General features: G+C 60.9%; 24 protein-coding genes. 5 read left to right on the top strand and 19 right to left on the bottom strand.

Annotated features, from left to right (window positions below; translation table 11 throughout):
- Positions 1-13 precede the first annotated feature (13 nt).
- Together ACIQWO_RS20680 and ACIQWO_RS20675 are read right to left on the bottom strand one after the other, a co-directional pair.
- Positions 14-922 carry an ABC transporter permease gene (locus tag ACIQWO_RS20680; protein WP_402828337.1) on the bottom strand — a complete coding sequence of 303 codons (909 nt, stop codon included), beginning with the start codon at positions 920-922 and terminating at the stop codon, positions 14-16.
- An 11-nt stretch (positions 923-933) separates the two neighbouring features.
- The gene (locus ACIQWO_RS20675) at positions 934-1,734 is read right to left on the bottom strand and encodes an ABC transporter ATP-binding protein (protein WP_402828334.1); all 801 of its coding nucleotides are present in this window, start codon (positions 1,732-1,734) and stop codon (positions 934-936) included.
- A gap of 195 nt (positions 1,735-1,929) precedes the next feature.
- Here ACIQWO_RS20675 and ACIQWO_RS20670 point away from each other — a divergent pair, with 195 nt between their 5' ends.
- Together ACIQWO_RS20670 and ACIQWO_RS20665 are read left to right on the top strand one after the other, a co-directional pair.
- Entirely contained in the window at positions 1,930-2,592 is a 663-nt protein-coding gene (locus ACIQWO_RS20670) for a response regulator transcription factor (RefSeq protein ID WP_150576202.1), read from the top strand.
- The gene (locus ACIQWO_RS20665) at positions 2,589-3,956 is read left to right on the top strand and encodes a sensor histidine kinase (RefSeq protein ID WP_402828331.1); all 1,368 of its coding nucleotides are present in this window, start codon (positions 2,589-2,591) and stop codon (positions 3,954-3,956) included. Before ACIQWO_RS20670 ends, ACIQWO_RS20665 begins: the two co-directional genes overlap by 4 nt.
- Before the next feature lie 63 nt (positions 3,957-4,019).
- Here ACIQWO_RS20665 and panB read toward each other — a convergent pair whose 3' ends face one another.
- The 6 genes from panB to hda all read right to left on the bottom strand — a co-directional run bounded on the left by panB (position 4,020) and on the right by hda (position 9,151).
- Positions 4,020-4,838, bottom strand: a complete 819-nt coding sequence (gene panB / locus ACIQWO_RS20660; RefSeq protein ID WP_402828328.1) for a 3-methyl-2-oxobutanoate hydroxymethyltransferase — start codon at positions 4,836-4,838, stop codon at positions 4,020-4,022.
- A gap of 91 nt (positions 4,839-4,929) precedes the next feature.
- Positions 4,930-5,586 carry a deoxynucleoside kinase gene (locus ACIQWO_RS20655; protein WP_402828325.1) on the bottom strand — a complete coding sequence of 219 codons (657 nt, stop codon included), beginning with the start codon at positions 5,584-5,586 and terminating at the stop codon, positions 4,930-4,932.
- Positions 5,583-6,095, bottom strand: coding sequence for a 2-amino-4-hydroxy-6-hydroxymethyldihydropteridine diphosphokinase (gene folK, locus ACIQWO_RS20650; RefSeq protein ID WP_402828322.1), 513 nt, complete (start codon positions 6,093-6,095; stop codon positions 5,583-5,585). The genes ACIQWO_RS20655 and folK overlap by 4 nt, the downstream gene beginning before the upstream one ends.
- Positions 6,095-7,621 (bottom strand): polynucleotide adenylyltransferase PcnB, encoded by a 1,527-nt coding sequence (gene pcnB / locus ACIQWO_RS20645; RefSeq protein WP_402828319.1) that lies wholly within the window; start codon positions 7,619-7,621, stop codon positions 6,095-6,097. Before pcnB ends, folK begins: the two co-directional genes overlap by 1 nt.
- Positions 7,618-8,298 (bottom strand): HAD family phosphatase, encoded by a 681-nt coding sequence (locus tag ACIQWO_RS20640; protein WP_150664409.1) that lies wholly within the window; start codon positions 8,296-8,298, stop codon positions 7,618-7,620. The genes pcnB and ACIQWO_RS20640 overlap by 4 nt, the downstream gene beginning before the upstream one ends.
- A 142-nt stretch (positions 8,299-8,440) precedes the next feature.
- On the bottom strand, positions 8,441-9,151 hold the full coding sequence (hda, locus tag ACIQWO_RS20635) for a DnaA regulatory inactivator Hda (protein ID WP_402829173.1): 711 nt from the start codon (positions 9,149-9,151) through the stop codon (positions 8,441-8,443).
- A 147-nt stretch (positions 9,152-9,298) separates the two neighbouring features.
- On the opposite strand from hda, the gene purM reads away from it, so the two are divergent.
- Entirely contained in the window at positions 9,299-10,345 is a 1,047-nt protein-coding gene (purM, locus tag ACIQWO_RS20630) for a phosphoribosylformylglycinamidine cyclo-ligase (RefSeq protein ID WP_150576208.1), read from the top strand.
- 99 nt (positions 10,346-10,444) lie between these two features.
- On the opposite strand, the gene ACIQWO_RS20625 is transcribed toward purM, so the two are convergent.
- The 11 genes from ACIQWO_RS20625 to ACIQWO_RS20575 form a co-directional block, all read right to left on the bottom strand.
- The gene (locus ACIQWO_RS20625) at positions 10,445-11,647 is read right to left on the bottom strand and encodes a JmjC domain-containing protein (protein ID WP_402828314.1); all 1,203 of its coding nucleotides are present in this window, start codon (positions 11,645-11,647) and stop codon (positions 10,445-10,447) included.
- A 14-nt stretch (positions 11,648-11,661) separates the two neighbouring features.
- The gene (locus ACIQWO_RS20620) at positions 11,662-13,056 is read right to left on the bottom strand and encodes a hypothetical protein (RefSeq protein WP_402828311.1); all 1,395 of its coding nucleotides are present in this window, start codon (positions 13,054-13,056) and stop codon (positions 11,662-11,664) included.
- Entirely contained in the window at positions 13,053-13,973 is a 921-nt protein-coding gene (locus tag ACIQWO_RS20615; RefSeq protein WP_402828308.1) for an aKG-HExxH-type peptide beta-hydroxylase, read from the bottom strand. The genes ACIQWO_RS20620 and ACIQWO_RS20615 overlap by 4 nt, the downstream gene beginning before the upstream one ends.
- Positions 13,974-14,044: 71 nt before the next feature.
- The gene (locus ACIQWO_RS20610; RefSeq protein WP_402828305.1) at positions 14,045-14,206 is read right to left on the bottom strand and encodes a hypothetical protein; all 162 of its coding nucleotides are present in this window, start codon (positions 14,204-14,206) and stop codon (positions 14,045-14,047) included.
- A gap of 228 nt (positions 14,207-14,434) precedes the next feature.
- A complete protein-coding gene (locus tag ACIQWO_RS20605) occupies positions 14,435-15,349 on the bottom strand; it encodes a LysR substrate-binding domain-containing protein (protein ID WP_150576210.1) in 915 nt (304 codons plus the stop codon).
- A gap of 117 nt (positions 15,350-15,466) precedes the next feature.
- The gene (locus ACIQWO_RS20600; protein WP_402828301.1) at positions 15,467-16,708 is read right to left on the bottom strand and encodes an amidohydrolase family protein; all 1,242 of its coding nucleotides are present in this window, start codon (positions 16,706-16,708) and stop codon (positions 15,467-15,469) included.
- 62 nt (positions 16,709-16,770) lie between these two features.
- Entirely contained in the window at positions 16,771-17,967 is a 1,197-nt protein-coding gene (locus ACIQWO_RS20595; RefSeq protein ID WP_402828298.1) for a M24 family metallopeptidase, read from the bottom strand.
- 88 nt (positions 17,968-18,055) lie between these two features.
- Positions 18,056-18,967: an ABC transporter permease gene (locus tag ACIQWO_RS20590; RefSeq protein ID WP_402828295.1), complete on the bottom strand. Its 912-nt coding sequence runs from the start codon at positions 18,965-18,967 to the stop codon at positions 18,056-18,058.
- Between the two features lie 26 nt (positions 18,968-18,993).
- Positions 18,994-20,058 (bottom strand): extracellular solute-binding protein, encoded by a 1,065-nt coding sequence (locus tag ACIQWO_RS20585; RefSeq protein ID WP_402828292.1) that lies wholly within the window; start codon positions 20,056-20,058, stop codon positions 18,994-18,996.
- A 106-nt stretch (positions 20,059-20,164) separates the two neighbouring features.
- On the bottom strand, positions 20,165-21,217 hold the full coding sequence (locus tag ACIQWO_RS20580) for an ABC transporter ATP-binding protein (RefSeq protein WP_402828289.1): 1,053 nt from the start codon (positions 21,215-21,217) through the stop codon (positions 20,165-20,167).
- Between the two features lies 1 nt (position 21,218).
- Complete coding sequence (locus ACIQWO_RS20575) at positions 21,219-22,079, bottom strand: ABC transporter permease (RefSeq protein ID WP_402829171.1); 861 nt, start codon at positions 22,077-22,079, stop codon at positions 21,219-21,221.
- Between the two features lie 616 nt (positions 22,080-22,695).
- Between ACIQWO_RS20575 and ACIQWO_RS20570 the strand changes: the two genes are divergently transcribed.
- Positions 22,696-23,124: a hypothetical protein gene (locus ACIQWO_RS20570; protein WP_402828286.1), complete on the top strand. Its 429-nt coding sequence runs from the start codon at positions 22,696-22,698 to the stop codon at positions 23,122-23,124.
- Positions 23,125-23,356: 232 nt separating this feature from the next.
- Positions 23,357-23,779, top strand: a complete 423-nt coding sequence (locus ACIQWO_RS20565) for a hypothetical protein (protein WP_402828283.1) — start codon at positions 23,357-23,359, stop codon at positions 23,777-23,779.
- Positions 23,780-24,134 lie beyond the last annotated feature (355 nt).

The following is a 24,134-nucleotide window of genomic DNA, read 5'->3' as shown; positions in this document are numbered from 1 at the left end:
TCCGCTCCGAGTGTCAGTGCTGCATACCCCAGCGGTGCAACGTGCGCTTCTCGATACGGGCGAACAACAGGTTCTCGACGGCCAGCCCGATCAGGATCACGAAGAAGAGCCCGGCGAAGACGTTAGCCGTCTCCAGCGAGTTGCGGTTCTCGAAGATGTACCAGCCGAGGCCACCCGAGCCGGACGACACGCCGAACACGAGTTCGGCAGCGATCAGGGTGCGCCATGCGAACGCCCAGCCCACTTTCAGGCCCGTAAGAATGCTCGGGAATGCCGCCGGGATCAGCACGTGCTGTACCAGCGCGAAGCGCTTCAGCCCGTAGTTCTGGCCCACCATGCGCAGCGTTTTCGACACGCCCCGGAACCCGCTGTGCGTGTTGAGCGCCACGGCCCACAGCACCGAGTGCACGAGCACGAAGATCACGCTGCCGTTGCCCAGTCCGAACCAGATCAGCGCGAGCGGCAGCAAGGCGATGGCGGGCAGCGGGTTGAACATCGCGGTGAGCGTTTCCAGCAGATCGTTGCCGATCTTCGAGCTGATGGCGACAGTCGTCAGTACAGCAGCGAGTGCGATCCCGATGCCGTAGCCGATGAGCAGCGTCTTGAGCGAGACGACAGCGCGCAGCAGCAGCACGCCGCTCGTCAGACCGCTCGTGAACGCGGCGAGCGTGTCGGTGAAGCTCGGGAACAGGAGGGCGTTGTCGAGCCAGCGTCCGTAGATTTCCCAGATGATGGCCAGCACGCACAGAATCACGGTCTTGCGCAGCCAGCTCAGGCGATAAAGGGTCTCGAAGGTGGAGAGCGGTCGCTGGATGGACGACAGTTCGGCCTGCACCGGTTCGAGGACGAACTCCGGACGGTAGACGGGTTCGATCGGGGTAGGGGATGCCGACGTGGCGGATTGCGAAGGGATAGCATTCATGGCCGTCATCCTCAGTGGGTCGCGAACAGCAGTTGATCGATGCGGGTCTCAAGCTCGCTCTGATGCGCCGTGCCGAGTTGCTCGGGGGCGATGCTGTTGAGTTCTGCCTTGACCTGACCCGGATGCGGCGAGAGCAGCAGAATGCGCGTGCCGATGCGGATCGCTTCGTCGATGCCGTGCGTGACGAACAACACGGTGAAGCGCGTGTCGTCCCACAGACGCAGCAGTTCGTCCTGCATCTTGCGGCGGGTGAGGGCGTCGAGGGCGGCGAACGGCTCGTCCATGAGCAGGACGTCCGGCTCCATCGCCATGCCGCGTGCAATGGACACGCGTTGCTTCATGCCGCCGGAGAGCGTGTGCGGATAGCTGTCGATAAACTTCGCCAGACCGACTTTCTCGACGTAGTGGGCGGCCCGCTCGGCAGCTTCACGTCCCTTGAGGCGTCCGCTCGCCGTGAGCGCGAACTCCACGTTCTGGCGCACGGTTTTCCACGGCAGGAGCTGGTCGAACTCCTGGAACACCATCATGCGGTCCGGGCCGGGTTCGGTGATCGTGCGGCCTTTGAGGCGGATTTCGCCGTGAACCGGTGGCAGATAACCGCCGATAGCCTTGAGCAACGTCGACTTGCCGCAGCCGGACGGGCCGAGCAGCACGAAGCGGTCGCCCGGGTAGACGTTGAAGCTCACTTGCTGGGCGGCGGTGACGAGATAGTCGTCGGTCTTGTATTGCAGCGTGACGGCGTCGATTTCGAGCAATGGCGGCACTGCGGGCGAAGTCGTCCCCGCAGCGCCCGCATGGGGGGCGTTGTGCATTGCGTGTCTCCTGAAGAATGCGATAGTGCTTTTTTGTAGTCGGCTCGATACTAAGTAGCGAAGCTGTAGCGAACCTGACATCGCGCCGCGCCACGGCCCGAATTCAGGGGAAACACTGAGGTGGCCCGCAGGGATTTCCGAGACAATCGCACTCAGAAGACGAAAGCCTCAGAAAGATTAGGAGACGAGAAGACCATGCGCATCATGCTGGTGGAAGACACCGCCGATGTCGCCGAAGCGATCGCCACGCAATTGCGCAGGCTTGGCCACGCGCTCGATTGCGAGACGGACGGGGCGGTTGCCGCCGGGCGCATCGGCGACGATTACGACCTGCTGATCCTCGACGTCATGTTGCCGCACGTTGACGGATTCGAGTTGCTCAAGCGCGTGCGCGAGCGTGGCCTGTCGACGCGCGTGCTGATGCTCACCGCGTGTGCCGAGATCGAAGAGCGCGTGCGTGCGCTCGATCTCGGCGCGGACGATTACCTCACCAAGCCCTTCGATTTTCGCGAGCTGGAAGCGCGTGTGCGCGCGTTGATGCGCCGCACCGGGCAGGATGCGACCAATCGTCTGACCTGTGCCAATCTCACGCTCGATCGCAAGAGTCGCGGCGTCGAAGTGGACGGCCAGCCCATCGAACTCACGCGCCGTGAAGTCACGCTGCTGGAAATCCTCGCCGGACGCCCGGGGCGCATCTTCGGCAAAGACGAATTGATGGACCGTCTGTACGGCGATGAGCCCGCGCCGAACGCGAACGCCATCGAGCAGTACGTCGCCCGTCTGCGCAAGAAGCTGGCCAGCGCGCAATTCCAGATTCGCACGCTGCGCGGGCTGGGCTACCAACTCGTGCTGTCATGATCGTCCCCGGCCGTTCTCTTTACCTGCGTCTGGTGATCCGCATGGGCGCGGTGCTGGCGTTCGCGGTCGTTGCGGTGTTGCTGGGCATCTGGTTTTCGACGCGCTCGGCCGTCGACCGGGCCTACGACCGCTGGTTGCTCGGCAGTGCCTTGCAGGTGGCGGAGAACACCTGGTACCAGAACGGTGAAGTGAACGTGGATGTACCGCTTGCGGCCTTTTCTGCGCTCGCTCCCGGCGATCAGATCTTCTACACCGTGCTCGATCCGAACGGCCGCTCGGTGGCGGGTGATTCCGAATTCCGTCCCCCGATTCCGTGGGACAAGCTGGCCGACGGCCCCATCGTGGTCGACGGCACGTATCAGGAGATGCCGATCCGCATCGCTATCGTGGGACGGCGCATGCCGGTGACGTCACCTCATCCGTGGGCGGTGGTCGCGCTGGCACACACGCAGAATGCGCGCGAACGCTTCACGCGCGGGCTGGCCGACAACACCTTGCTCATCACGATTGCGACCGGTGTGCTGACGATGCTCGCTGCGTTGTGGACGCTACGTCAGGCGCTCGCACCGCTCAAGCAAATCGAAGGCGCAATACGCGCGCGCGATCCGAACGACCTCGCGCCCCTTGCTGTGACTGTGCCTGCGGAAACGCTGGCACTCGTTGGCGCGATCAACGACTTCATGCAGCGGCTGGCGACGTCGCGTGCGTTGATGCGCCGCGTGATCGGCGACGCTGCACATCAACTACGAACACCGGTGACTGCGCTCACGGCGCAAGCGGAAATGCTGACGCAGACGCAGGACGAGGCTGCGCGTCAGACACACATCGCTCGCATTCAGAAGCAGGCGCGCGGACTGGGCGGTCTGATCCATCAGTTGATCAATCACGCGATGGTGCAGCATCGGGCGGAGAGCGTCGCGCCGACCCCCGTCGATCTGAACGAGCTATTGCAGATGGCGATGCGCGAGACGTTGTCGTACGCGACGCGCGATATCGACGTCGCGTTGCATGCGCCAGACGAGCCGTGCATGATCGTCGGCGACGAATTGAGTCTGCGTGAAGCGATCAAGAACGTGCTGGTCAACGCGGTGGCTTATGGCGCACCGCATCGTCTGCATGTGGACGTGACACGTGTCGGCGATCAGTGGCGCTTGCGATTCTTCGACGACGGGCCGGGCATCCCCGAGCAGGAGTGGCAGCGGGTGCGAACCCCCTTCTCGTCGCGCGCCGACGGGCGCGAGGGCGCAAGTCTGGGGCTGGCAATGGTCGCGGAGGTCGTGCATGCCCACAGTGGGCACATGAGCTTCGAACGCGTGGATGGCGAGGGCTTTGCCGTCGTGCTGACGTTGCCGGTTGCGGCATAAAAAAAGCGGCTCATCGCTGAGCCGCTTTTCGTTCGTCCTCGTGGACGTTGCCTGCATCCGATCTCAGAAGCTATGTTCCAACGTCGGGAACGTGCCGTGCTTCACCGCCTGCACGTAAGCTTCGATGGCCGCCGCGATGCTCGGCTGACCGTCCATGAAGTTCTTCGAGAACTTCGGCGACTTGCCGGGGAATACGCCGAGCATGTCCTGAAGCACCAGCACCTGACCGTCGCAGTCGACACCCGCGCCGATACCGATGGTCGGCATCGTCGGCAGTTCCGGCGTCACGCGCGTGGCCAGCGCTGCGGGAATCGCTTCGAGCACCACCAGTTGAGCACCGGCCGCTTGCAACGCGCGTGCGTCTTCGAGCAGTTGCACCTGCGCCGCGTCTTCACGACCTTGCACCTTGAAGCCGCCGAACGCATGCACCGATTGCGGCGTCAGGCCCAGGTGGGCGCACACCGGAATGCTGCGCTCGACCAGAAAACGCACCGTCTCCGCAAGCCACGCACCGCCTTCGATCTTCACCATCTGCGCACCCGCTTGCATGACGGCGACGGCGCTTTGATATGCCTGTTCCTTCGTACCGAACGTGCCGAAGGGCAGATCGGCCAGCACGAGCGCCTTCTCGACGCTGCGCGCCACACATTCCGTGTGATAGCAGATGTCGCGCAGCGTGACGGGCAGCGTCGTGCGCTGACCCTGAATCACGTTGCCCAGCGAGTCGCCGATGAGAATGGCGTCGACGCCCACGCGGTCCAGCAACGCGGCGAAGCTTGCGTCATAAGCGGTGAGCATGGCGATCTTCTCGCCACGTGCGCGCATCTGGGCAAGTCCGGGAACGGTCACGGCCTTGCGGTTGGATTCTTGCAGATAACTCATGTCAGCCTCGGTTCAGGAGGGTTCGCGGGCAGCACAGATGCGACGGGTGCGCCAAAGGCGCAGCGGCAGGCGGCGCGTCAGAGGTCAGCGGTCAGAGGCGAGCGCCCTTGACGAAGACTTCCTTGCGCCCGCGCATCTGATCGATGCGTTCGACCAGCAGGGCGAAGTCGCTGTCGTCGTGCGCCGGGTCGAATTGTTCTGTGTCGACTGTCAACACCGGCGCAGCGGCGTAATGATAGAAGAATTCGCCGTAGATGTCGCACAGCGCGCGCAGATAGGTGTCCGGAATCTGCTGTTCCATCGGAATCGCCCGCTTCTGGATGCGAGAGAACAGCGTTTCGGGACTGGCTTGCAGATGAATCACGAGATCCGGCGCACGGTGCGGACGCTCGATGTGTGCAACGAGCTTGCGGTACAGATCCAGCTCGTCGGCAGACAGCGTGAGACGCGCAAACAGGCCGTCCTTCTCTGGCAGGAAGTCGGTAAAGATCGGCTTGCCGTCGATCTCGCGACGCGCAATCTCCGTCGCCTCGTCCACACGCTGCAAACAGAACGACAATTGCGCGGGCAACGCATAACGCGCGCTGTCGCGATAGAAACGTTCGAGGAAGGGATTGTGCGCCGGTTGTTCGAGCATCAGATCCGCACCGGCTGCGTCGGCCAGACGCTGCGCGAGCGACGTCTTGCCAACGCCGATCGGACCTTCGACGGCGAGATAGCGAAATCGCCCGAGCACCGGCGATCTCATGATGTGCACACCCGCTTGGTCGGGCAGCAGCCCTGTGCAACACGTTCGATGCGTTGATCGGCGACGTCGGGCAACAGGGCGCTGACGCGTCCCACGCCGGGAATGTCGAGTTCGGGAGCGATATCCGCGAGCGGATGCAGCACAAAGGCACGCAACGCGAGACGCGGATGCGGCACGATCAGATCGGGTTCGGCAATGCGTTCGTCGCCGTAGACCAGCAGATCGAGATCGAGCGTGCGCGGCGCATTTTTGTACGGCCGCTCACGTCCGAAATGCAACTCGATCTTCAGGCACAGGGCGAGTAGCTGGCGGGCACTCAGACTCGTCTCGACAGCGACAGCGCAGTTGAGATAGTCGTCGCCGCTCGACTCGATGGGGGCGGTGCGATACAGGTCGGATTTGCCGATGATCGTGACGCCGATCTGCTGCGCCAGGCAGACGATGGCGTCCTTAATCGCTTGGCGGGCGTCGCCGAGATTCGCGCCGAGCCCGATATAGGCAACAGTCATTAAGCACCTTCGGAACCATGCTGTCGCGATGATACCCGCTTGCCATGATTCTCGCTGGTAGCGTTCTCACTACCGCCGCCGCCCTCGTTACCACCGCCTTCGCCACCTTCACCGCCACGTCCGCCCGAGGGCTTGCGACGACGACGGCGACGCTTCGCGGCAGGCGTCGATCCCGAAGATCCGCTGCCTTGCGACAGCAGTTCGTCGCGCTTGACCGAGTCGCCTTCGAGGAAGTCCGTCCACCATTGACCCGCTTCGGCCGGGACTTCGCCCGACTCGCAACGCAGCAACAGGAAGTCGTAACCGGCACGCAGGCGCGGATGTTCGAGCAGACGCAACGGCGTACGGCCGACGCGCTTATCCAGACGCACCTGCAAGCCCCAGATCTCCTTCATGTCGGCGACGAAACGGCGCTGGATGGCCAGCTTGCCGGTTTGCGCGTCGAGCACGTCGTCCATGGCGAGATGCAGCGCCGGAATCGGATACTCGCCAGCGCTCTGATAGGCCTGCCACTTCTCAAGTACCAGATGCCACAGCAGCGCCGCGAACAGGAAGCCCGGCGACACCGGCTTGCCTGCGCGAATGCGTGCGTCGGTATTGGCGAGTGCGAGCGTGACGAATTTCTCGCCGAGCGGCTGCTCCAGTACCACGTCGAGCAACGGCAGCAGACCGTGATGCAGACCCTGCGAGCGCAGTTGCTGCACACACGCCCATGCGTGACCCGAGAGCAACAGCTTGAGCATTTCGTCGAACAGACGCGCCGCAGGCACGTTGTCGATCAGCGGCGCGAGATGCGGAATCGGCTCGGCGGTGGCTGCGTCGATCTTGAAACCGAGCTTGGCCGCGAAGCGCACCACGCGCAGCATGCGCACCGGGTCTTCGCGGTAACGCGTGGCCGGATCGCCGATCATGCGCAGTACGCGTTTCTGAATGTCTTCGAAGCCGCGGTGATAGTCGTGCACCGTCTGCGTCGCCGGGTCGTAGTACATGGCGTTGACGGTGAAATCGCGCCGGGCGGCGTCTTCGTCCTGCTCGCCCCACACGTTGTCGCGCAGCACTCGGCCCGATTCGTCGGTGACGTGCGTCTTGCGGTCGAGTTCACCCTTTTTCGGACGACGCGCACCGATTTGCTCGCTATCGACCGCCTCGACCAACGCCCGGAACGTAGAGGTCTCGATGATCTCCTGTCCGAATTGCACGTGAACGATCTGGAAGCGACGGCCGATGATGCGGGCGCGGCGGAACAGGCGCTGGACCTGTTCGGGCGTGGCGCTCGTGGCGACGTCGAAGTCTTTGGGCGCGATGCCGAGCAGCAGATCGCGTACCGCGCCGCCGACGACAAAGGCCTTGAACCCGGCTTGCTGCAACGTGTCGGTTACGCGCACGGCGTTCTTCGACAGCAGCGTCGGATCGATGCCGTGCACGGAAACGGGAATGACGACCGGCGTGCCGGGCGGCAGAGAACTCGTGCCGCTTTCGGTCTGGCCGTCTTTACCGAGCAGCTTCTTGATGAATTTGCGGATCACTGGAACAACTCGAGAATGGGCCAGCGACGCGCCAGTGCGATTTCGCGCAGCGCCTCATCGGGGTTCGTTGCCACCGGATGGTTCACCTTCTCCATCAGGGGGACGTCGTTGGCGGAATCGCTATAGAAAAAGGCGTGGTTGAAGTCGCCCCAGGTCTTGCCGAGGCTGGCGAGCCACGCTTCGGTGCGGGTGATCTTGCCTTCGCGGAAGCTCGGCGTGCCCACGTACTCGCCGGTGTAGCGCGCGTTCGGGTCGTCGCCGACGGTCGCCGGTTCGGTACCGATCAGATGGTCGACGCCGAAGGCCTTGGCGATGGGGCGGGTGACGAACGTGTTCGTCGCCGTCACGATAGCGCACAGATCGCCCGCCTTGCGGTGCATGTCGAGCAGTTCGAGCGCTTCCGGACGCACGTGCGGCAGGATCGACTCTTCCATGTACTGCGCATGCCAGGCGTCGAGCTGGTCACGCGGATAGCGTGCGAGCGGGGCGAGGCAGAAACGCAGATAGGCGGGCATGTCGAGTCGACCTGCACGGTAGTCCTGATAGAAGGCCTCGTTGGCCTGCGCGTATGAGTCGCGCTCGACCGCGCCCTGGCGCACGAGGAAACGGCCCCATTCCTTGTCGCTGTCGGTCGGCAGCAGGGTGTGATCGAGATCGAAGAGAGCTAAATTGGTCATTGCGCGAATTTTACCTGAAGCGAAGGGCCGTCTAATGTCGTTCGGTGATTGAGGGGGCTGGCACCTGCGCGGAACGGGTATCGAATGTTACCGAGAGGTACCTCATGTGATGTATCCGGTGATGTGTCCGATCGGTCACCGCTCAGGGTTTGCCGTCCGGCGAGGCCGGGTCGGTATGGGTGAGCATCTGGCGCAGCAACGGCAGCGTCACTGCCCGCTTTTGCTCCATCGAAAACCGGTCGAGCCGGTCGAGCAGGGCCATCAGGCTCGACATATCGCGCTCGAAGTGCGTGAGCAGATAGGCCGGAACGTCCGCCGCCAGTTGCAAACCCCGCTCGCGTGCGGCGTTTTGCAGGGCCTGTTTCTTGCCGTCGTCGTCCAATCCCACAATGTGAAATACGAGGCCCCAGCCGAGGCGGGTGCGCAGGTCTTCGCGCAGCGGCATGTCGACTGGTGGCTGTGAGCCAGCGGCCACGAATGCGCAATGCGGACGGGCGCGGGTCTCGTTGAACAGATTGAAGGCGGCGATTTGTTGCGTGGGCGAGAGGTTGTCGCTGTCGTCCACGCAGTAGACCGTGCTGGCGTCGTCGAACGTGAAAGCGGCCAGCGGGCTGTTGGGACGCAAATAACGCGCGCTCGGCCCCATGGCGTGGCACAGGGCCTCCATCAGATGGGTGCGGCCGGACCCGGCAGCTCCCCAGAGGTAGATGCCGCGGTCGCGCGCCGTGCCCGACGACAGTTCGGCGGGAAGGTCGGCAAGCGTCTGCGCCGCCTCGAGGTTGGGCCCGACAATAAAATTGTCGAACGTCGCGGGCGGCGGGGTGCCGAGGTCGAGATACAGTTGCTGAATCACGAACGAAGAAAACCGGCTAAAGGCCGGTAGAGTACGGTTGTGCAGGGCACGCCAGGCATTCCTGGCGTCCGATATCCGGTTTGCGTTCCGAAAGGACACGCGCATCGGGTAAAATCGCATTTTACCGAACCTTGATGCATTCCCGTCATGTCACACCCTAACGAAACTTCCGGCCTTTCCTATCGCGACGCTGGCGTCGACATCGAAGCGGGCGACGCATTGGTCGAAGCGATCAAGCCGTTTGCCAAAAAAACCCTGCGCGACGGCGTGCTGGGCGGCATTGGCGGCTTCGGCGCACTGTTCGAAGTGCCCAAGCGCTACAAGGAGCCGGTGCTCGTTTCGGGGACCGACGGCGTGGGCACCAAGCTCAAGCTGGCCTTCACGCTGAACAAGCACGACACGGTTGGCCAGGATCTGGTCGCCATGAGCGTGAACGACATTCTGGTGCAGGGCGCCGAGCCGCTGTTCTTCCTCGACTACTTCGCCTGCGGCAAGCTGGATGTGGCCACGGCCGCGACGGTCGTCAAGGGCATCGCTCAGGGTTGCGAGCTGTCCGGTTGCGCGCTGATCGGCGGTGAGACGGCGGAAATGCCGAGCATGTACCCGGACGGTGAGTACGATCTGGCCGGTTTCGCGGTCGGTGCGGTCGAAAAGAGCAAGATTATCGACGGCAAGTCGATCGTCCCGGGCGACGTGGTGCTGGGTCTGGCCTCGTCGGGTGCGCATTCGAACGGTTACTCGCTGGTTCGCAAGATCATCGAAGTCGCCAAGCCGGATCTGGACGCCGACTTCCACGGCCAGCCGCTGCGCGATGTGCTGATGGCTCCGACGCGTATCTACGTCAAGCCGCTGCTGGCGCTGATGGAGACGCTGACGGTCAAGGGCATGGCCCACATCACCGGTGGTGGCATTGTCGAGAACATCCCGCGCGTGTTGCAGGATCATCTGACGGCCGACATCAAACAGGACGCCTGGACGCTCCCGCCGCTGTTCCAGTGGCTGCAAGAGCACGGCAAGGTGGCCGACGCTGAAATGCACCGCGTGTTCAACTGCGGTATCGGCATGGCGGTGATCGTGTCGGCTGCCGACGCGGACGCTGCGGTCAAGCACCTCGAAGCCTCGGGCGAGACGGTCTACCGTCTGGGCACGATCCGCGAGCGCAAGGAAGGCGAAGCGCAAACGATCGTGTCGTAAGACACCTGTCGTCAGGAATGCGAAAAGCCCGCCGGAAACGGCGGGCTTTTGTTTTTTGGTGGATGCCACACCTGCGTGTGAATGCGGTCTAATCCGCATTCACACGCAGGAAGTCCCTGTTTTGGATATCAATCCCTGCTCGAGAAGATTTTTTAATGCCTGCAACGTTTGTTCAGAAGAAATATCGTCTCGACGTAATGTATCAACAATAACTTGTCCGCTTGCGACCTTGCAGTGCATAAGTGTGTCGAGGACACGTCTGCCCGTGGCAGACACGGTGTGGACGGCACCAAGGGCGAATATGCGGAAATGTTCCTGGCGGTGGTCTTCAGAACGGTCACGTTCTATGTCGATCACGTGAAACGACACCATCTTGAACTCGTCGTTTTCCGATGCATTGTTCAACTGAGGTAATGTTGGTCGAACCGTGAAGCCCGAGTAACGTGTGTGATGAAGTCCAACAAATTCAGCAACGGACTCAGGTGATACGGCTGCATTAAACAACGCTTTTGTGGCACACGCCGCATCTTCGAATTCGTGAGTTGATAGTCGAATGTCTCGATAGGGTGCCTGAAATCTGTTCTTGGACATCAACCATTCGATGTACTCCTTTACGCAAGGGTGAACGACGCTGACTGTGATATGCAAGCTTGGCTCGCCAACGGCTATGACGTCATGCCACGTGCCCTTAGGGATGTAAAGAACATCGCCTTCGCCCAACAGAATTTCCTCTGTGGCGAGAGTCGATGGAGGCGATTCGCAGTCGAGCACTGTCGCCTTGCATTTGTCTCCCTTACCCTCCCAAAATTGCCAGCGTTTGCGCCCTTCGATCTGTAGAACGATGACATCGTGGTCGTCGTTATGGACGCCGAATCCAGATGTCTTTCCAAACGAAAAGTAGGCATTTGCGGATACGCGCGCATACAAGCGCTGACTAACAGCCTCGGTCATTTCCCGGACATAGGGGTGGAGTTCATTGACGGCCTCAAGAACGCCCGTAGCCCCCAGTTCCAACTGAGCGTGAAAAGCGCTGATGGAAAAAGCGTCTGTGGAGCGTCCGAAACTATCCTTCACAGGCCGAAACACACTTTTATTTGGCGTTTGATGGTCGTGTTCTGTAGAGAGCCTAAGTCGATCATTTGTGATGCGGGCGCAGGTCAAGACTTGATTCAATTGCTGCCACGAAAATACGCACTTCAATCGAGAAGGGGGGATGGTTCCTATCCAGAAGTGTCGTCGCGCGATGCAGTCCTGCATCGCTTCAATGTTCAGGATTTCATCGACGACTTTATTGCCGATCATTGAGGGTCTCCGCGTTAATGTCTGATTTCCACGATCAGCTTTTCCTGACTAAGTGCGCCGAGCATTTTGTCGACCGCGATTCGATTGGCTTGATCTAAATTCGCGTCCCATTCATCAAGGAGCAAGACCTGAATGTCGGGCACGGATGACGCTTCCTCCAATTGCCTCAGCGCGCATTGGCCAGTAGACCCGGCGTCGTTCATGCGTTGCCAGACCAGATCGGATTGCTGGGCCGGGAGAAGGAGCGCACGGTCCCCGAATGTCCCCTTCAAGTAGTTCAGGAATGTTGATTTTCCCGCGCCGTTTTCCCCCCTGAGGGTGAACCGTCCGATGTTCTCGGACATTAGCATTTGCGCTGTTGTTGAATAGCTCGTTACCTGCTCACCATTCATGGTCATTTCGCCGACGGGGCCGGTCGGATATTCACGAGACTTCAGAAGGTCCTGCTCTGTAGCAAACAACACCTGAAGCCGAGCGTTCATCGAGGATAAATCCAGGACCTGATACACCAGGGCACTCAGCGAATTCAAGATGTGAAAGATCCTTGTGAGATTAACTATGATGGCGGCGACGAGTGCGGGGTCGGCATGCCCGCCTACGACCACTCTCCAGACAAGAAAAATGGTGGGGCCGAGGGATGTCAGTGCAAGCGCCAGATTGCCTACCTGCTTGAGGCACTGGAGTCGAAATGACGCGGTGTAGTACGACTCCGCACGACCATTTGTTTCATGAGACCACTTTTCGAAGTGATAACGGTTTCCCAGCGTGGTGTTGGCCCAGATTCGGGTGAGACTCTGGCCATAGGAAGCGAATTGCATCTCCGTTTCCGCAGATTTACGTGCAATGGTTGTGCGAAGCAGCACGATTACCGCAGCGCAGAGCGTGAGGGTCACGAGGTAGCCGGTAAGAAGATCCCCCGGAAGCAGAATGCCAAGTACCAGAATGCTTAGCGTGCTGTTGAGAAAGAAGCCGAGAAAGCCGTGTATGAATGTCAAATAGTCGCGGATGGCAAGGAATGAGCTTCTTGCAACGACGGATTCGGATAAGACTCGTAACTTGTCATCTCGATTGGCGCTGATCAAGCCATATGCCGTACAAGAGAATCGCTTCACAAACTCGTGATGTGCCCGATTGATCCAAGACTGAAGGGCGACAAAGGACGCGCAGCCGGGAACGTACGGGATCAGCATTGCCACTAAGTACAACAGCAAAAAAAGCTGGTACGGCCGTTGATGCTGGAATGCTTCGATCACACGTGTCAGGAAGAACGATGACGAGGCGATGATCGACTGATGAGTCAGAATCAGACAGAGCGTTATCCCCGCAGGAGCGTGAATGAAAATGCTCTTCCATTGCCGAAATGACCCTTTGACGGTAATGCCTTTGCCGACAGGGTTGATTGACTTCATTGACGCATATCTGCCGTGCCGGAAGTTATCTCCAACCCACCCACGGCTCGCCTTTTGAACAACGAGAGTAGTTGATGCTCAATGTTATTGAGAATTTCGTGACCGCGTGGCTTCAGCAATCCCTCCGATTCCGGATTGCTTAGCACTTGACGTATCGAGCTGACGCAGTCGTCCAACTGGTTGAGTAGGACGGTAGTCGGTGGATGCACTCGAGGGCGAACTGGGTGGCCGAGCGTTTGTTCGCGAAGGGCGAGTATTTCCATCGAGACAGCTGCGCTATGCAGTACCTTATCCAACGGTCGCATGGTGTTCAGAATTGCCGAGCGAGCCCACGAGGATTTGTCAATTAACGAGGCATAATCGTAGTGTCCGTGACATAGTTCGTCGATGAACAAGGCGTGATGTGTGAACTCGTGAACCAGAATTTCAATGGTGTCGTGAACTGTGTAATCGGGCTTTGGGTTTGCCCAGATGACGCCGATGGCTTGGGACGTCGAGCCAGCCTTTGCCACACGTGAGGGGAGGATAAGAACATCCGTAATGATCGTATGAAATAGGCGACTGTGCGACGTAGAGTAGAGTTCCAGTTCATGAAGCGCTCGAACAATCAGTTCGCGCTTCGTCGTTGCTTGGGGATCATTTTTCGCTTCGATGACCTGGTGTTGCGCCATATCGTCCAACAACGAGTCGTTGGAAAACAATGGGAGCAGGTCTCGGACCTCTTCATAACCCGTAGAGATTCGTATCTGCTCGGCGTTGGAATTGATTTCTCGGTCTTGAAGCCGAGAAAGAAGATTCCGATACTCGGTACGAACGTCTTCCAGCGTCGTGAGCGATTTTGCGACGGTCAGGTCTCCTGCACCAACAAGCGTTAGAACATTCTGGATTTGCGTATGAACGCCGGATTGCAACAGCATGAATCTTCCCTTTCCTCGATGCATTGTTGGGTTGCATGGAATTTTTCGTCCACGCAACCAGACGTCGAGACTTACTTCTGATCTTCGTAGGCAATCATATTGAGGGGCTGATTCATGTTCCAGGCGCGGCCGTTGAGTCGGCATTCGGTCTCGCTGGATGCGATTGCGACCTTATCATCCGAAAGGTTGACGGCAGCCGTTTTTACCAATGCGTCGAAGTCGATCTCTTTCATACTCATCTCCATAAAATTCATCAAGTTGATCGTGATCGAATCCTAAATTACATCGACATCCGAAGGATTTCAGAAATCAGCCAAAGCAACTTGGGAGACGTCAGTGAGTCGGTTCTTATTGAGGGATTTGCTGTCTTGGGCCGTCGTGGCGGACGTGACGAATGAGCCGGAATTGCGTATGTTCGTCGACCATTATTTGCGAATGGATGTTGTGAGCGTTGCGCGTCGTCACCGCTTCATCCGCGCTTCCACCGCCGCCATCACATCGTCCAGCGTCGTTTCCATCACGCGCACGAGATCGTCGAGTTGCGCGCTGGGGGCGGCGGCGCGCGGCGTAATGCGCAGGGTGTGAAAGGGCATTGACGGCTCGAAGCGTCGCAGTACGAGATCAGAATCGAGGAAGTCGTAGGCCGACACCGGATGCAGCAATCCGATACCGACGTTCTCCTTGACCATCGTGCCGATGTTGATCGAATAGCGCGCCGTGGCGACGACCTGCTCATGCAGATGACCATCGGCGAACAACTGATCCATGCCCCAGCGAATCATGTCCGTGGGCTCGTACGAGAGAATCGGCTGTCCCTTGAGATCGGCCAGACGAATCACCTTCTTGCGCGCGAGCGCATGACCCGCCGGTAGCGCGCAGATCGCGTCGAGTTTTGCAAAGGAAACGGCGTCCGTCGCGGCCACGTCGATGGTGTCGGTCACCAGCCCCAGCGCCAACTGATGCGTGACGACCTGATCGCGAATCAGGTCCGACGCGCCGGTCGTCAACGCCAGTTGCACGCTCGGATACAACGCGCGATACCCGGCCATCACGCGTGCCGAGAATCCCAGCCCGAACGACACGACCGACCCGACACGAATCACGGCCCGGTCGGGGTTGCGCAGATTGAGCGCGAATTCGCGGATGTTGTCGAGACCCGCATAACGGCGTTCGACTTCCTCGAACAGGGCGAACGCTTCCGCCGTCGGCTCAAGACGGCCCCGCGCACGGTCGAACAGCGTAAGACGTGTCGAGCGTTCGAGATCGGCGACGAGACGGCTCACCGCAGACTGCGACGTGCCGAGCACCTGTGCCGCTTTGGTGGTCGTGCGCGTGAGCATCAGCGCCCGAAAGGCGTCGATGTGCCGGAAATCCATCGATTCTCCACGGAAGGTTGGCGTGTGGGCAGACGCGTCAGGCCGCAGACCCAGGCGTGAGCGGCGACGCGCGAATTACCGAGGCGCGTCGCCTCCCCATCCGGTGCAGCCGCTGCCTTACAGCGCGAAAGCGTGGATTTTACCGCCCTTCATCACCATCGGAATTCGCTCCCCCTGCCCGAGCAGGCAGTCGAGCGACGCGAGCGGATTACCGTCGACGATCAGCACATCGGCATGCGCGCCGGGCACGATCTCACCCAGTTGCCCCGACTGTCCGAGCACCTCCGCGCCAACGACCGTCGCACTGCGCAGAATCTCCGCAGGCGACAGCACTTCAGCACGCAAACGGAATTCGTCGCTTTGCAGACGCTGCGACTCGCCGAGCAGGTCCGAGCCGTAACCCATCTTCACCCCGGCTTCGCGGAAGATCTCCAGCGAGCGCAGACCGGCCGCGTGCACGTCGGCAATCTTCGCGACGCTGTCGTCGGGCAGGCCGAGCGACTTGCCTTCGTTGGCGAGCGCGTCGTAAGTGACCAGCGTGGGCACGGCATACGCGCCTTGCTCCGCCATGAAGCGTGCGGTCGGGGCGTCGACAAGGTTGCCGTGCTCGATGGTGCGCACACCGCAACGCACGGCACGTTCGATGGCTGCCGCCGTGTACGCATGCGCGAGCACGTAGGTGCCACGCCCGCGCGCCTCGGCGACGATGGCTCGGATTTCGTCTTCCGAATAACCCCATGCGCCAACGGGATCGGTCGGCGACGCCACGCCGCCCGACGCCATGATCTTGATCTGGTCCGCGCCCATTTGCAGCTCTTCGCGCACAGCGCGGCGCACTTCGTCCACGCCGTCGGCCACGCGGGAGAGCGCGCCGACGCGCACGCAGCACGGGCACGGGCCGTCGGTGCCGATGTAGTCGGTGCGCGGGCGTCCGTCACCGTGTCCGCCGGTCTGGCTGATCGCGCGGCCCGACACGAACAGACGCGGGCCTTCGGCCAACCCGCTCTCGACGGCGTGCTTGATGGCGTGACCTGCGCCGCCTGCATCGCGCACCGTGGTGAAGCCGCGTCTGAGCATGCCTTGCAGAATCGGCACCGATTTGAGCGTGACGAGCACGTTCGGCAGATGCGCCTGCGCCGAGAGATTGAGCTGCGTGGCGTGCACATGCACGTGCAGATCGATGAGACCGGGCATGACGGTACGGCCGTGCGCGTCGATCTCGCGTGCGGACGCCGCGCGAATCGGTTTGTCGGAGACTTCCTTGATGCGTCCGTTTTCAATCAGCACAGCGTGATCTTCGCGAAGCTCGCCCTTGACAGGGTCCAGCAGCGCGCAGTTCGACAGCAGAATCGACTCCATGACTTCTCCTCCGGGATGTTTTTCTAAGCGGACGCCTGTGCATTGGCGTCCGCCTTCCGTTCTCAATCGATGGTCGCGTGGGCGAGCGTTCGCGGGGTCTGGGTGAGCATGATCGGTGTGTCGCCGGTGACGACCGAGTCGTCCAGACGGAAGCCGCCCAGCCCGTAGACGTAGATGCCCGGCTCGGCCGAATACACTTCGTTCGCCAGCAGCGGGCGATGATTGAACGCCATATCGTCCGGATACTCGTGACCGATGATGCCCATGCCGTGACCGGTGCGATGGCGGATGTACTCGCCGCAACCGGCTTTCTCGATGACAGCCTGCGCAGCGGCGTCGATGCCGGACACGGGCTTGCCGGTGATCGCGGCCCCGACTGCAGCTTCGTTCGCCGCGCGCGCAACTTCGTAGAAGCGCGCCTGTTCGCTCGACGGTTTGCCGTAGAACCACGTCCGTTCGTTTTCGATGACGAGACCGTTCAGACGCGGGATCACGATATTTACCATGCCGTCGCCTTCGCTGATGCGCGCACCGCACGACGCGCCATCGCCATGCGGCGAGGCCGACGCCGGGCCGGAAAGCGTCCAGCAGCGCATGACTTCGAGGTTCTCGCCGGGAAAGCGTTTCGCACCTTCAGTGACCATCAATGCGGCCATCGAGTAGTCGAGTTCCTGCACCAGACGTCCGGGGCGAATGTTCTCGCGATACCGGTCCTGCACCCAGTCCGCCAACTCAGCGGCCGCGCGCATGATGGCGATCTCTTCGTCGTGCTTGACCCAACGCAGGCCGCGCATCTCTGCGAGCATCGGCACGAACTTCGCGTCGGGCAGCATGGCGCCCGCACGCGCGAGCGGACCGCCTGCGGCATCGACCCCGATACGCGACGTGGCGAGCCCGTTGGCGCGCAGCGTGTCCGCGATGAGCGCGGGCACTTCGGCAAGCAGCGGCTGACGTTGCGTGACGCGCGGATGCTCGGCATAAAGTGTCACGCGTTCCAGATCGAGCCACAGGTGATGACGCTCACGCGCCATCATCAGGTGATGCGTGGACAGTTCGTTCATCACGGCGAACGGCTCGCCGTTACGCGGCACGCAAATGGCGATGGGGCGCTCCCACGTCTGTACGTCTACGTGAAAGTTGGTCGCCCACTGGAAAAAGTCGGCGGCGGTGAACACGAGCGCATCGACACGCGTACGGTCCATCAGATCGTTCATCAGCGTGCGACGGTACTGACGTGTGGCATCGGAGAGAGTCGGCATGGGGAAATCCTTGTCTGCAAACGAGAGGCGAAGTGTCAGAGACATGCGCGCAGGGCAGGGCAGGCGGCGTCGGCGCGCATGAACGAAGTCAGGTCATCATCGTCTTCGCGTAACGGCGGTGAATGACCCAGTGAGAGGCGATGGCGAGTGCGAACGTCACGACCATCGACACGATGGACAGCACCGCACCGAACGGCCAGTTGTTCGCCTTGGCGATCTGATCGTAGATCGAAGGCGTCATCATCGTGATGCCGGTGCCGCCGAGTAGCACGGGGGTGGCATACGCGTTCATGCAAAGAATGAAGACGAGCATCGTGCCCGCCGCGATACCCGGTGCGGCCATCGGGAGGATCACGCGCGTGAGCGTCTGCCGGAAGGTCGCGCCGAGATTGCGCGCGGCTTCTTCGACGGAGAAGTCCATGCCTTCGAGCACGCTCTGCAACGTCAGAATCATGTAGGGCAGCACGACCGCCGTGGTGCCGATCACGACCGCGAACGGCGTGTACAGCAGACGAATCGGCTGCGGCACGATGCCCAGCGACACGAGCAGCGAGTTGACGAAGCCAGCGTTGCCGAGCATCACCATCCAGCCCGCCGCGCGCACGACGTTACCCACCAGCAACGGGAACACCAGCAGCATGACGAGCAGGCTCTTGAAACGGCTTTGCGTGCGCGCGAGCACATACGCGACGGGGAAGCCGAAGACGAGCGCGAGCACTGTGCACAGCGACGCGACCTTGATCGTCGTCCACAGCACCGACAGGTAGTACGGATCGGTGAAGAACTTGATGTAGTTCGCGCCGGTGAGGGCCGCCTGCATCATGTCGACGGGGTCGAACCGGTTGAAGCTGTAGCGCACCAGTTGCAGGCCAGGCAGCACGATCACCAGCAGCACGACGAGCGTGGCGGGGGCCGCGAGCGAGCCGCCGGTGAACGCGCCGCGCACCGCGCGTGCGGTGGCGGCCCGGGAGGCTTCGGTGGACGAGCGGGGCGACGTCATGGTTGCGTCTGGTGAGTTGGCGACGTTCACAGCCCCACCTTGAATTCCTTGTTCCAGAAGTCGAGCAGCGCGGGCTTGTCGGCGGTGAAGCGCGCATAGTCGAGCTTCACCATGCGGTCGAGTTCGGCGTTCGTGAAGCCCACGCTTTGTTGCAGCGACGGCGGCAGGTTCGCGTTCTTCACGGTCGGCGCGTAGCCCATCGTCTCGGCGAAACCGATCTGGGCGCGCGGGTCGAGCATCGCGTTCAGATAGTTGAAGCCGCACGGCTTGGACTGGGAGTTCTTCGGCACGGCGGCTTCGAACGTCACCGGCACCGCACCTTCCTTCGGCACCACGTAGTCGATAGGAACGCCCGCCTTCTTCCACTGAAGCGCGCGCGCCTTCCACATGCACGTGAACCAGATGTCACCGCTCTTGAGCGCCGAGGCCACGGCTTCGTTCGACGGATAAACCTTCGGCTGTTGGGTCTTGCGCAGCTCGCGCAGGAACTGCACGCCACCGGCCATATCGCCGTCCTTGTGACCGGCCGCGAGCGAACTGCTCACCACGTTGAAGTTGTAAAGAATGTCGGAGAAGCCGACCTTGCCCTTGAGCTTCGGATCGAGCGCGGCGGTGAACGAATCGGGCTTCGTGCCGAGCTTTTCCGGGTTGTAGACGATCACCATCGCGCTGAAGATGTGCGGGATCGAGTACGGACGACGCAGCGCTTCGAGCGTGTTGGCCAGATTCGGCACGAGCTTCGCGTCGACGGTCTCGAGGATCCCCGAGCGGTTGATGTCGTACATGTCGAGGTCGGCGAGACACGCAACGTCGAGCGAGCCGCGACGCGATGCCTTCTCGGCGCGCAGCTTCGTCATGCGCCCGACCTGATCGGCGGAGTCGTACGTCACCTTGCCGCCTGCGGCTTCGATGATCGGCTTACCGATGTTCTGTTCGAGCAGGTTCAGATAGTCGCCGCCCCAGGTGCCGACGACCACGTTCGGACACGCCTCGGCGGCGTACGCCGAGAGGGCATCGAGTCCGAGCGCGGGGGCAATCACCAGACCGGAAGCGGTCTTCAGGAACGTGCGGCGGTTCAGGGCGTGCGTCATGTCGTCATCCTTCTAAACGTCGGCCGTCGAGGGCCTTGGCATGGGGCGAAGCGTGCGTGAAATCTGCGTGGAATATGCGTGGAATGAGGGCTTTAGTCGTGCAACATCAGGCGTTGAAAAACAGGCAGTCGCTGCTCGCGAAGCACGCCTTGAGCGCGCTGCCCGGCACGTAAAGACGGGCGTCGTCGTGCGCCGTGTTCGGCACATGCGCTACGAGCATTTCGCCTTGTGGGCTCTTCAGCCGAAGCTCCAGCGTCGAGCCGAGATAGATCGTCTGATCGACGGTGACGGGCAGGGCGGTTTCGTGTTGCGCCGGTGCATCGGTCAGGCGCAGGCGTTCGGGGCGGATGCCGAGCGTCTTCGCGTCGGGTGTTGCGCCTGCCAGCGCAAGGCGCTCCCCTTTCGCGGTGACGAACTGGCCCGCGTCCATCTGCCCGGCGAGGAAATTCATCTTGCCGAGGAAGTTGGCGACAAAGGGGTTTGCCGGGCGTTCATACAGCGCGTCGGCTGTGCCGATCTGCTGCACGCAGCCGTCGTGCATCACGGCCAGACGGTCGGCAATCGCGAGCGCTTCTTCCTGATCGTGCGTGACGAAGATCGTCGTGAGGCCAAGACGGCGTTGCAGCGCGCGGATTTCTTCGCGCACTTCGGTGCGCAGCTTTGCGTCGAGGTTCGAGAGCGGTTCGTCGAGCAGGAAGACGTCGGGGCGGATCGCGAGCGCGCGGGCGATGGCCACACGTTGCTGCTGACCGCCCGAGAGCTGACGCGGATAGCGGTCGGCGAGCGACGTGAGACGCACCATGTCGAGCGCTTCGCGAATACGTGTCGCGCGGTCTGCGGCCGATACGCGTCGCATCTCCAGCCCGAACGCCACGTTCTCGGCGACCGTCATGTGCGGGAACAGGGCGTAGCGCTGAAACACCATGCCGGTGTTTCGACGGTGCGGCGGCAGTCGTGACACTTCTTTGCCGCCGATCCAGATTTCTCCGGCGGTCGGCTCCACAAAGCCCGCGACCATGCGCAACGTGGTGGTCTTGCCGCAGCCGCTGGGGCCGAGGAAGGCCACGAGTTCGCCTTCGGCGATGTCGAGTGAGAAGTCGGCGACGGCAGCGGCGTTGCCGTACTGCTTGCGCAGCGAGCGAAGCGAAACGTTGGCCATGTCAGATCACCTGGCTGAGTTTGACGAAGCGATCGGTGATCAGCATGACGATGCCGAGCAGCACGATCTGCGCCGCAGACACGGCGGCAATCGTCGGATCGAGGTTGAATTCGAGGTACTGCATGATCGCGATGGGAAGCGTGGTCTTGCCCGGGCCCACGAGTGGCAACGTGAGTTCGAGGTTCTCGAACGACACGATGAAACTGAACAGCACAGCCGCGACGATGGCAGGACGCAGCATCGGCAACGTCACGCGCCAGAGCGTGCGCCACGGACCCGCGCCGAGGTTGCGTGCGGCTTCTTCGATGGTGCCGTCGATCTGCGCGAGGCTTGCACCCACGAGGCGCATCGTCCACGGAATCGTCAGACAGATGTGGGCGATCACGAGACCGCCGAACGTGCCGACGATGTCCACGTCGAGTGCGTTCTCAGCGCGCAGATAGAACAGATAGGTCGCAATGCCTGCGACGATGCCCGGCACGACGAGCGGCAATAGCAGAACGTTGCCCAGCGTGCGACGTCCGGGGAAGCGGTAGCGGGCGAGCGCGAGCGAGGCGGCCACGCCGAGGATGACGCCGCCGATGGCCGCGCACGCAGCGAGTTGCAGGGAGAGCAGGAAACCGTTGGCGAATGCAGCGTTGCGCCACGCGTTGACGTACCACGACACGGTATAGCCGCTCGGCGGGAACGTGATGATCGCGTCTTTGAAGAAGCTCAGCCAGACGACGAAGATCAGCGGGCTCAGCATGAACAGGTAGATCAATGCGATCCCTGCACGCACCGCCCATTTAGCGACCGGCACGCGCCTCGGGCTGCCTGTCGGCAGTCTCAGCACATCGCCCGTCACCCCACTCGGCTCCATCGAAGTCTGCGTCATTGGCACCCTTCCCGGTATCGTGGATTCGATGCAAATTTGCATTGCTCGAAACGTTGATATGCAAATTAGCATATCAAAATCGACATGCAAACCGGAAAGCTGTCAGGGTTTCAACGGATGCGCTGACCGCCGCCATCATCCACTTCGGGGGAAGAAAACTGGCGCCTGCGTTTCGGCCCACTCGCGTCTGGATCGATGAAATGTTTGCCAAGCACGCTGAAACGCGCGGCGTGTTTCTCAACCGCATTCTGCGGCCATTACCCGGTATGTATTGAGTGTTTTCCCATATCAAATCGCGAGCGATTAGCCTAAAGTCCGCGTGGACTCCATCTGACAGAACGGGAATCCCCGTCGGCCGAATCGCGCTTGGCGTTGCTGCGCAACACGCCCAAGTGTCGCTGCTTTTTGGATCAGAACGTTATTTGAGATCGATTAGCCAGAGGTATACCTCCCAGAGGAGATCCCTTCTAGCGTGAAAGGAGATCACTTTGCGGCACCAAAGCGTCTTGATGATCTCAAGGGTTTGCGAACCCCATCCGAGCAAGAATTCTTGTCCTGCGATGATTCAATCCGCCCCACCGAACTTTCCAAATAGGCCTAAATGGAAGAATCGCGACTCTCATCGAAATATTACGGCTGGATCGCCTCTATCGCCATTTCGGCATTGTTTTCTAGCAACGCCACTGCCGATATTTCCGGTGCCCAGGCAGAGGCTATGGCAGGTGCCATTGCAGGCCAGGTGACGGCGTTTGCTATTGGGGCAATGAGCGCTTGCGTTGCTACTTATCCGGAAATGCGAAATGACGCCGTTCGCTCCATGGAGCACATGGTGCCGCAGCTCGCTTCGAAGCCTGCCGTTGCAGATCAGTGGATCCAGTCCGTCGACCGTTGCATGGACAAAAAGCACACATTGACTAGAGCGCAGTGTGACCGGTTGAATTCCGGCCAACTTGATCCGGAGGGCGCTGACATGAAACAAATATTTGTGGCGGCTTCCGCCATGTTGGAACCTTGCATGAACGCCCGCTAGTGTTGGCGCGGCGACATTGGAAATTGATGAGTATTAGGAGGATGTTGAGGAAATGGGTAGCTTCAGAATACTAAGAGCTGGCGGCGTAGTCGCACTTTTTGTCTCGTTAGCGGCATGCACAACCGTTGAGCGCGTCGTACCGCAAGCGCCCACGACTGATCCGGTAAGCTCATCGAGAGGGACTGATTCTGTAGAGTTCGGCGTACCGTCAACGTTTGTCTTACTGGACACCGTGACTGACAAGCCTAAAGCGAATACCCCCTATCGCATCATGCTGGGGACGGCGAAAATTCTGCGCGCGGATGGTGATGTACGAGTTCTGAGCAGGCAGGTTGCCGAAGGAGTGACCGATGGCAAGGGCCACACCGGAACTCTTTACCTGGATCGGGAGGAACTCGATGCACTTTCGCTGGTGGAAAAGGTTGGCACAGGTGCTTATGGGACAGTTTTCCTGTTGCGCTCCGCCCTTGGACCCGCCATCCGCGATTGGTATGAAATTCAAACTTGTCCAGGCAGTGTTCCGTATCGAGGCTTTAGCGACCAACAAGGCTCAACGGCCTACGTAACTTCGGATAAGCCTTGCAAGGCCAGACTTCGTGTCGGACATCAATATGAGCCGAATTCGGCTCAAGATTCTGCATCTGCGCGTCGCTGATCGGTAAAGAACGACCGATGAACGATCCAGCGCTGTTGGGTGAATTCATTAGCGCGAGAGCGATTGTTGATGTAGCGATGACGAGTTGGAGGAAAAATCTGATGTGCAACGGGGGAGCGGCAAATCATTGAAGCGGCCTTCGACGCTGGTTCCGTTGTCGCGCCTCTTGTGCCGACGGAGCAGCGACTTGCTGAAAGGTCTTGTGCAACGCATATTGCGGAGCTTCGTCGAGAAGAATTGGGGGTATTCCCATGCATGGCTGCAGGAGATTGGCCTAAAGTCTGCGTGGACTCCACCACATGGAACGGGACTCCCCCTCGACCGAATCGCGCATGCTTGCTTCCGAAGCCCCAGC

The sequence above is a fragment of the Pandoraea sp. NPDC090278 genome (assembly GCF_044772185.1).
In the GTDB taxonomy this organism is placed as follows: Bacteria; Pseudomonadota; Gammaproteobacteria; order Burkholderiales; family Burkholderiaceae; genus Pandoraea.
The sequence above is the reverse complement of the archived record's forward strand: the minus strand, read 5'-3'. Positions and strand labels throughout refer to the sequence as shown.